This window comes from uncultured Acidovorax sp. (assembly GCF_964021665.1).
Taxonomy (GTDB): domain Bacteria; phylum Pseudomonadota; class Gammaproteobacteria; order Burkholderiales; family Burkholderiaceae_C; genus Acidovorax; species Acidovorax temperans.
In genome coordinates, this window is the sequence record NZ_CAXIAK010000115.1 from 1 (window position 1) to 9265 (window position 9265).

At 66.5% G+C, this 9265-nt stretch carries 4 protein-coding genes and 1 pseudogene; 1 reads left to right on the forward strand and 4 read right to left on the reverse strand.

Annotated features, from left to right (window positions below; all coding sequences use genetic code 11):
* The 4 genes and pseudogenes from AADJ04_RS16560 to smc form a co-directional block, all read right to left on the reverse strand.
* Positions 1-1117, reverse strand: a pseudogene (locus AADJ04_RS16560) (transglycosylase domain-containing protein); the annotation flags it as partial.
* Positions 1118-1249: 132 nt separating this feature from the next.
* Positions 1250-3376: an NAD-dependent DNA ligase LigA gene (gene ligA / locus AADJ04_RS16565; RefSeq protein WP_341240285.1), complete on the reverse strand. Its 2127-nt coding sequence runs from the start codon at positions 3374-3376 to the stop codon at positions 1250-1252.
* Between the two features lie 152 nt (positions 3377-3528).
* Complete coding sequence (locus AADJ04_RS16570; RefSeq protein ID WP_341240286.1) at positions 3529-4668, reverse strand: cell division protein FtsZ; 1140 nt, start codon at positions 4666-4668, stop codon at positions 3529-3531.
* 18 nt (positions 4669-4686) lie between these two features.
* Complete coding sequence (gene smc, locus AADJ04_RS16575; protein WP_341240287.1) at positions 4687-8211, reverse strand: chromosome segregation protein SMC; 3525 nt, start codon at positions 8209-8211, stop codon at positions 4687-4689.
* A 388-nt stretch (positions 8212-8599) separates the two neighbouring features.
* Here smc and AADJ04_RS16580 point away from each other — a divergent pair, with 388 nt between their 5' ends.
* Positions 8600-9193 (forward strand): gamma-glutamylcyclotransferase, encoded by a 594-nt coding sequence (locus AADJ04_RS16580; RefSeq protein ID WP_341240288.1) that lies wholly within the window; start codon positions 8600-8602, stop codon positions 9191-9193.
* The last annotated feature ends 72 nt before the right edge of the window (positions 9194-9265 follow it).

Here is a 9265-nt window from a genome sequence, read left to right on the forward strand (position 1 = left end):
GCTCTCCCTTGCCCACCGCCTCTCGGTATTGCGGGGTTTCGCGCACCAGGGCATGCACCAGTTCGCTCTTGGGGTTCCAGCCGGTGCGGGCCGACCAGGCGTTGTCGGCAATGCCCTACAGCTGGCGGCCCTGCCGCGCCACGGCCTGGTTGGCCATGGCCTGCAGGCGCGAGTCGATGGTGGTGCGCACGATGAGGCCATCGGCATGCAGGCTGTAGCCATTGGCATCGGCCCAGGCAATGAGCTGCTTGCGCAGTTGCTGCGCGAAGTGCGGGGCCAGGCCCATGGCTTCAGTCTGGCGTTCAAAGTCAATGCGCAGAGGGCGCTTTTGCAGGGCCGCCAGCTTGGACTCTTCCAGCTTGCCGCGCTTGACCATTTGCGCCAGCACGATGTTGCGCCGCGCCTGCGAGCGCTCGGGCTGGGTCACGGGGTTGTAGTAGGCCGTGCCCTTGAGCATGCCAATCAGCGTGGCACTTTCCAGCAGGTTGAGCTTGTCGGCCGACTTGTCGAAATACGTGCGCGCGGCCATCTCGATACCGTAGGCGTTGTACAGAAACGGCACGGTGTTGAGGTAGGTCTCCAGGATTTCATCCTTGGAGTACGTCCACTCGATCTTGAAGGCGGTGATGGCTTCCTTGAGCTTGCGGGTGATGGTGCGCGAGCGGCCGATTTCTTCAGGGAACAGGTTGCGCGCCAGCTGCTGCGTGATGGTGGAGCCGCCCTGCGGATCGCCGCGCAGCGTGTGCACCACCGACGACGCAGTGCGCCGGAAGTCCATGCCCGAGTGCTCGTAAAACCGGTGGTCCTCCGTGGAGATGAGGGCGTTGACCACATGGGGCGAGATCCGGTTCAGCGCCACCCACTCGCGGTTGGCCCAGCGGTACTCGGCCAGCACCTTACCGTCCACCGACAGCAGCTGCGCGGGCCGCTCGGTCTTGGCCTTGGTGATGTCGGCAATCGATGGGGTGAACGGGATGAGCAGCAGCGTGTACACCGCCAGCAGCGCTGGCAGGGCCAGCACCAGCAGCAGCCAGGCGCGCCAGCTGCGGGGCTGCAAGCGGCCCCAAAGGGCGGGCACAGTGCGCAGGGTTTGCAGTACCCGGCGCGCCCCAGCCATCAGGCCCGTGCGCAAAGTGGAGAGTAAACGGAGCATGGGTTCAGTTCAGCCCGGGCTGGGGCTGCTCAGTGAATGGATCGACCGGCCTCGTGGCGCCCGTGGCAAGGCGGGGCACATGGCACCACACCATGCTCAAGCGGCACCACCCTCGCCCGCCAGCAGCGCCAACATGCCTGCCTCGTCCAGCACGGGCACACCCAGTTCCTCGGCCTTGGCCAGCTTGCTGCCCGCGTCTTCACCAGCCACCACATAGCTGGTCTTTTTGCTGACCGAGCCCGCCACTTTGGCGCCTGCGGCTTCCAGCATGTCTTTGGCCGCGTCGCGGCTGAGCGTGGGCAGGGTGCCCGTCAGCACAATGGTCTTGCCCGCCAGCACCTGCGGGCCACGTTCGGTGGGTGCCCCCTCGGGCCAGGTCACGCCGCAGGCGCGCAATTGCTCAACCACCTCGCGGTGGTGGGGCGGCTGGGAGAGGGTGTGCACGCTGCGCGCCACGATGGGGGCCACGTCGGGCACCTGCAGCAGTTGCTCTTCGGTGGCGGCAGATTCTGCGTCCACGCCCATCAGTGCATCGAGCGTGCCAAAGTGTTTGGCCAGGTCTTTGGCCGTGGACTCGCCCACATGCCTGATGCCCAGCGCAAACAAAAAGCGCGGCAGCGTGGTTTGCTTGGACTTCTCCAGCGCGGCCAGCAGGTTCAGGGCCGAGCGGTCGGCCATGCGCTCCAGCACCACCAGGGCGCTCAGGCCCAGGCGGTACAAGTCGGGCAGCGTGCGAATCACGTTGGCGTCCACCAGCTGGTCTACCAGCTTGTCGCCCAGGCCCTCAATGTCCATGGCGCGGCGGGCGGCAAAGTGCAGGATGGCTTCCTTGCGCTGCGCCGCGCAGAACAGGCCGCCCGTGCAGCGGTGGTTGGCCTCGCCCTTTTCACGCACCACCTCGCTGCCGCAAATGGGGCACTGGCGCGGCATGCGGAAGTTCTGGACGTAGGCCGGGCGCGGGCCGGAAGCCATCACGCCCACCACTTCGGGAATCACATCGCCTGCGCGCCGCACGATCACCTGGTCACCTACGCGCACGCCTTTTTTTCGGATTTCGACCAGGTGTAGCATCGTGGCATTGGTTACCGTCATGCCGCCCACAAACACGGGGGCCAAGCGCGCCACAGGCGTGAGCTTGCCCGTGCGGCCCACCTGGATGTCGATGCCTTCGACCTTGGTCGCCATCTCCTGCGCGGGGTATTTGTGCGCCACGGCCCAGCGCGGCTCGCGGGTCTTGAAGCCCAGGTCGCGCTGCAACTGTAGCGAGTTGACTTTGTAGACCACGCCATCAATGTCGTACGGCAGCGCATCGCGGCTGGCGCCCACCTGCTGGTGAAACGCTACCAATTCCGTAGCACCTCGCGCAATCTGCACCTGCGCTGCCACCGGAAAACCCCAAGATTTCAGAGTCTGCAGCATCTCGTAATGCGTGCGAAACACCGGCCCGCCTTCAGCGGGCGGCGTGATGGCCCCCAGGCCGTAGGCAAAAAAGCTCAGCGGGCGCTGGGCGGTGATGTTCGAATCGAGCTGGCGCACGGCCCCCGCTGCGGCGTTGCGCGGGTTCACAAAGGTCTTGCCGCCCTGCTCGCGCTGGCGTTCGTTGAGCGCATCAAAGTCGGCCCGGCGCATGTACACCTCGCCACGCACTTCCAGCACCGGGGGCACGCCCTCGGGCAAGGTCAGCGGAATCTGCCGGATGGTGCGGATGTTGTGCGTCACGTCCTCACCCACCTCGCCGTCGCCCCGCGTGGCGGCCTGCACCAGGCGGCCACGTTCGTAGCGCAGGCTCATGGCCAAGCCGTCAAACTTGGGCTCGGCCACGTATTCAATAGCAGGGTCAGCCTCGGTCAGCCCCAGCTCGCGCCGCACGCGGGCGTCAAACGCTTGCGCACCAGTGGCTTCGGTGTCGGTTTCGGTGTGGATGCTGAGCATGGGCACCGCATGGCGCACGGGTGCCAGCCCCTCCATCACCGCGCCAATCACGCGCTGTGTGGGCGAATCCGGGGTAATGAGGTGCGGGTGCGCCGTTTCCAGCGCCTGCAGCTCGCGAAACACGCGGTCGTATTCGGCATCGGGCACGGTGGGCTCGTCCAGCACGTAATACTGGTGGGCCCACTGATTCAATTGGGCGCGCAAGGCGGCAGCTTTTGCTTCTAAATCGATAGCTGCTTGCGCTTTATTTTCGGGCGCTGGAGCCGAAAAAAGGTCTAAATTTTCGGTCATGGGTTGTGATCGGCATCGACAGACACGGGGCGCGTTGCCTGCAAAGGGCAAGGCTGGCGCCAGGAACACCGAGCAAAGGCCGCCCCGCAGAGAGGGCGCCATTCCCCGCAGGGGAGAAGACGCCGAAAACGGCTCAAAAGGGGCTGCACGTTCTAGCTAAAAAGGCGGCGGGCCAGCACCGAGCCGGCCGACAAATCACGCGCGTCGAGCTGGTCATACAGCAGCTCCAGGTCTGCGGCAATCGGGTCCATGGCCATGGCGGGCAAGGGCTGGCCGTTCTGGTCGCACAGCACGCCGTCCATGGCCTCTGCCAGGGCTGAGCCCACTTCGCGCAGGCGGGCAAAGGGCTGCTCGGTCCGGTGCACCTGGGCCACGTCCAGGCTCAGGCTGATGTCGCGGATGGCGGACTGGTCTGGGTCATCGGCCAGGGCGGCCTGGGTGTCGTAGCCCAGGGTGAGCACGGGCGGCAGACCGGGTGCGCTGGCGGGCAGCACCAAACGGCCGGGCATGGCGCCCACCACAAAGCCCACGCGGGCGGCATTTTGCAGCAGGTAGCCGGGGCTCCAGGCGGCCTGGCGCGCGCGCAGCATGAACAAAAGCTGCGCGTCGTGGTCACTGGCGAACTGGTCCAGCTCGCGGGCGCGGGCCACTTCCTGCAGCATGTCGGGGAAGTCGGGGGCGGCGTTGATGGCGTCGGCAAAGCCCTGTGCCTTCATCACGAATTCGGAGAACTCGATCTCGTTGAGCGCGCCCATGCGGTTGGCCAGTTGCACCCCGGCCTGGAAGCTGCGGTAGCGCTGGCCGGGTGCAGGGGTCTCCCACTGCTGGGTGGCGTCGTTCAGCCCTTCAATGGCAAAAGGCTTGCTGCCAGCGCGGCGCGTGGGTGGCAAGGCGGCCAAGGCCGCGTCGCCAGAGACAAGGCCTTCGGGCTGGATGGACGCGATCACATCGATCAGCGGGTCCAGCCCTGGGCGGCGTTCCAGGCTGTGCGTGGGCACCGGCATGCGCAGGGCATCGCCCGCATCCACCGTGTGGTCGTGCGGCTCCGCCCCCTGGTCCAGGTTCGCATAGCTGGCGGCGTTGCTCGGGCCCAGGTCGGCGTCGAGCGAAGGTTCCTGGCGCAGGGTGGGTTCAAGCAAGGGATCGCCTGCGACGGGGGCCGGGCGGTCCGGGTCAGGGGGCAAGGCTTTTTTGGGCGCGTTGCGGTGCAGGATCCAGGCGTTGTAGGCCACGATGGCCGCCAGCACCAGCCCGCCGGTGATTGCCAGACTCAGTAACAGGGATGAGTTCATGGGGGGGGTCAGTTCAAATCAAGCGTCGGCCATGGACAGGGCGGACTCCATGTCCACCGCCACGATGCGCGACACACCTTGTTCCTGCATGGTTACGCCGATGAGTTGCTCGGCCATTTCCATGGCGATCTTGTTGTGGCTGATGAACAGGAACTGGGTTTCCTTGCTCATGCTGGCCACCAGCTTGGCGTAGCGCTCGGTGTTGGCGTCGTCCAGCGGCGCGTCCACCTCGTCCAGCAAGCAAAACGGCGCGGGGTTGAGCTGGAAGATCGCAAACACCAGCGCAATGGCCGTGAGCGCCTTCTCGCCACCCGAGAGCAGGTGAATGGTCTGGTTCTTCTTGCCGGGTGGCTGCGCCATCACCTGCACGCCCGAATCCAGAATTTCGTCGCCGGTGATGATGAGCTTGGCCTGCCCGCCCCCGAACAACTCAGGGAACATGCGGCCGAAGTGTCCGTTCACCGTCTCAAACGTGCCCGACAGCAGCTGGCGGGTTTCGCCGTCGATCTTGCGGATCGCGTCTTCCAGCGTGTTCATGGCCTCGGTCAAATCGGCGGTTTGAGCGTCCAAAAACACCTTGCGTTCACGCGCCAGGTTCAGTTCATCCAGCGCGGCCAGGTTGACGGCACCCAGCGCTGCAATTTCGCGGTGCAGGCGGTCAATTTCGCCCTGCAGGCCCTGCACGCGCACGTTGCCATCGGCAATGGATTTCTCCACGGCCTCCAGGTCGGCCTGCGCGTCGGTCAGCAGCGTGGTGTACTGCTCCAGGCCCAGGCGCGCGGCCTGTTCCTTGAGCTGGAATTCGGTGATGCGCTGGCGCAGCGGGTCCAGCGCGCGTTCGAGCTGCATGCGGCGCTCGTCGCTGGCGCGCAGTTTGGCTGTCAGGTCGTCGTATTCGCTGCGCTGGGCTGCCAGAGCCTTTTCCCGGTCCATCTTCAAGTCCAGCGCCTGCTGCAATCCGCCCTGCGCCGCTGCGTCTGACAGGCGGGCCAATTCGTCGCGGGCGCGCTGCTGCTCGTCGGTGAGGGCCGTGGCCTGCTGGGTGGCGGTTTCGATGGAGCGGTTCAGCTCGGCGCGGCGGGCGTCCAGGCTGCGCTGCGAGAAGGTGGCCTCCTGCACCTGGCGCTCCAGCATGCGCTGCTGCTCACGGCAGGCATTCAGCTTGCGCTCGGTCTCGATCACGCGGTCGCCCAGCTGGGCTTCGCGCTCCTGGCTGTCGGCCAGTTGCATGTCCAGCTCTTCAAAGCGGGCTTCGGCAGCCACGCGGCGCTCTTGCAGGTCGGCCAGTTGGGCCTCGACCTCGCCCAGGTCGGCGTCAATCTGCTCGCTGCGCGCACGGGTCTGCTCGGACAACTGGGTCAGACGCAAGGTTTCCACCTGCAGCTCGTGGGCGCGGCTTTGGGCCTCGGTGGCCTCGCGGCGGGCGGCCACCAGACGTTGCGAGGCGTCGGCGTAAGCCGCTTCGGCGCGGACCAGCGCGGTGCGCGATTCGTCGGCAATCAGCGCCTGGGCGCGCAGTTCCTTTTCCAGGTGCTCAATCTCTTGCGCACGCGCCAGCAGGCCCGACTGTTCGGAGTCTTGCGCGTAAAAGCTCACACTGTGGCTGCTGACGGCGTGGCCCGTGGGCACGTAGATCACTTCGCCCGGCTGCAGGCTGGCGCGGCGGTTCAGGGCTTCGTCCAGCGTCTGGGCAATGGTGCAGCCCTGCAGCCAGTCGGTCAGCACGGCGCGCAGGCCAGTGTCGTTGATGCGCAGCAGGTCTGACAGCCGGGTGTGCGCGCCCGTGGGCTCGGGCACACCCGCAGCAGGGGCGCTGTAGAAGGCCAGGCGGGCCGGGGGTGCGTCGTTTTCGTTCGAGCCCAAAAAACCGCGCACCATGTCCAGGCGCCCCACTTCCAGCGCGCCCAGGCGTTCGCGCAGGGCGGCTTCCAGGGCGTTTTCCCAGCCGGGTTCGATGTGGATGCGGCTCCACAGGCCCTGCATGCCATCCAGTCCGTGTTTGGCCAGCCAGGGGCGCAGCTTGCCGTCGGTTTTGACCTTTTCCTGCAGCGCCTTCAGGGCCTCCATGCGGGCCGACAGGTCAGTCTGGCGGGCACTTTCGGTGTTCACGTCCTGCTGGCGGGCGCGGCGGTCTTCGTCCAGCTGGGGCACGGTGTCTTGCAGCTCTGCCAGGCGGGCTTCGGTAGTTTCGGCCTGCTCCTGCGCAGCTTCGAGCTGGCTGCGCAGGTTGTTCAGGCGGGCTTCGTCGGGTGCGGCCAAAGCATTGCGGTCAGCGCGCAGGCGCTCGTAGCGGGTGTCGAGCTGGCGGCTTTGCTCGTCCAGGCTGCGCTGCTCGGCGGCCAGCACGCCAATTTGCTGCTGCACCTGCACCACGCTGGCGCGCTGCTCGCTGGCGCGGGTCTGCGCCTGGCGCAGGGCGTCTTCCAGGTCGGGCAGCTGCATGGCCTGCTCTTCGAGCTGGGCCGCCAGCAGTTCGGCACGCTCTTCGGCGTCCACGCCCGCACCGGCCAGGTTTTCCAGCTCGATGTCGGCTTCTTCCTTGCGGGCCTGCCACTGGGCGATCTGCTCGGCCAGGGTGGACAGGCGCTGCTCCACGCGCACGCGGCCTTCCACCACGTAGCGGATTTCAGCCTCCAGCCGCCCTACTTCGGCCGTGGCCTCGTACAGCTTGCCCTGGGCCTGGTTGACCTGGTCACCCGCCGCGTAGTGCGCTTGGCGGATGGTTTCCAGGTCAGATTCGACAGCGCGCAGGTCGGCCATGCGCGATTCGAGGTCGTTCACGGCCTGCAGGCCTTCCAGGCGCACCTTGGTCTGCTCGGCCTCGGCATCAGCGCGCTTCAAGAACCACAGCTGGTGCTGCTTGAGCGTGGCGTCGGCGTTCAGTGCGTTGTACTTGGCGGCCACCTCGGCCTGCTTTTCCAGCTTTTCGAGGTTGGCGTTCAGCTCGCGCAGGATGTCTTCCACCCGCGTGAGGTTTTCGCGAGTGTCGGCCAGGCGGTTTTCCGTCTCGCGGCGGCGCTCTTTGTATTTGGAGACCCCGGCCGCTTCTTCCAGGAACAGGCGCAGCTCTTCGGGGCGCGATTCGATGATGCGGCTGATGGTGCCCTGCCCAATGATGGCGTAGGCCCGTGGCCCCAGGCCGGTGCCCAGAAACACGTCCTGCACGTCGCGGCGGCGCACGGGCTGGTTGTTCAGAAAGTAGCTGCTGGTGCCGTCGCGCGTGAGCACGCGGCGCACGGCCACCTCGCCATATTGGCCCCACTGGCCGCCTGCGCGGTGGTCGGAGTTGTCAAACACCAGCTCCACACTGGCGCGGCTGGCCTGCTTGCGGGTGGTGGTGCCGCTGAAGATCACGTCCTGCATGCTCTCGCCGCGCAGCTCGCTGGCCTTGCTCTCACCCAGCACCCAGCGCACCGCATCCATGATGTTGGATTTGCCGCAACCGTTCGGCCCCACCACGCCCACCAGTTGCCCTGGCAGCATGAAATTGGTGGGTTCAGCGAACGACTTGAAGCCGGAGAGCTTGATGGAGGTAAGACGCACGGGTCAGGCGGAGGGAGCGTGGAGCAAGGACAACAGCGAACAACAACGCAAATCGCCCAGGAAGCTGCAGGCGACCTGGGCAGGCCCGGATGATACCGCGCCCCAAGGGGCCGCCTGCCTCTGATCCTGGCGCACGCCGCCGCGCCAGGGCCGCTCGATGCTGCGACGCAGCATGCTGGCAGCCAATATTTAGTCAAATTGGCCTCTGGCGCTTGACGGACAAGCGCTAACAGCTATCAAAATAAGAGCATTCACCCAGCCTGCGATGCGCCACCGCAGCCCGAGGTTTCACCGCCCCGGCCAGCAAATCCCCTCGGGGGCGCCAATAATTGCGGCTCGGCATTCATCCCAGCCCCCCTGTTCAGACCCGACACCGCCACCCCACGGCATGACACCCCTGCACGCTCCGCGCGACCCCGCTGCCATGCTGGCCCAGACGCTGGCGCAGTGGAACCCCCACCAAGACCTCTGGCTGTTTGGCTACGGCTCGCTTATCTGGCGACCCGACTTTGACTACGCCGAGCAGCGGCCCGCCAAGGTGCACGGCTGGCACCGAGCGCTGAAGATGTGGAGCCGCGTGAACCGGGGCACGCCCGAATGCCCCGGCCTGGTGTTTGCGCTGCTGACCGGGGGCAGCTGCCGGGGCATGGTGTTTCGCATCGAGCGGCACCGGGTGCTCGACGTGATGCCCCCGCTGTGGGACCGCGAGATGGTCAACGCCGTGTACGACCCGCGCTGGCTGCCCTGCCAGACGCCGCACGGCACGGTGAAGGCGCTGGCGTTCACCCTGTCGCGCAAAAGCCCCAACCACACGGGCGTGCTGCCAGACTATGAATACCGCCGCATTTTTGAGCAGGCGTCCGGCCGCTACGGCACCACGCGTGACTATGCGCAAGCCACGCACGAGGGCCTGGTGAAGATGGGCATCCACGACCGGGCGCTGGCCCGATTGCTGGCGCTGGCACCCCGGCAAGATGACTGAAGCGCCCCACCCGGTCGCCTAACAGGCTGCTGAAATACTCCCCGCCGCAGCCCAGCCCACCTCCCCGCTTTT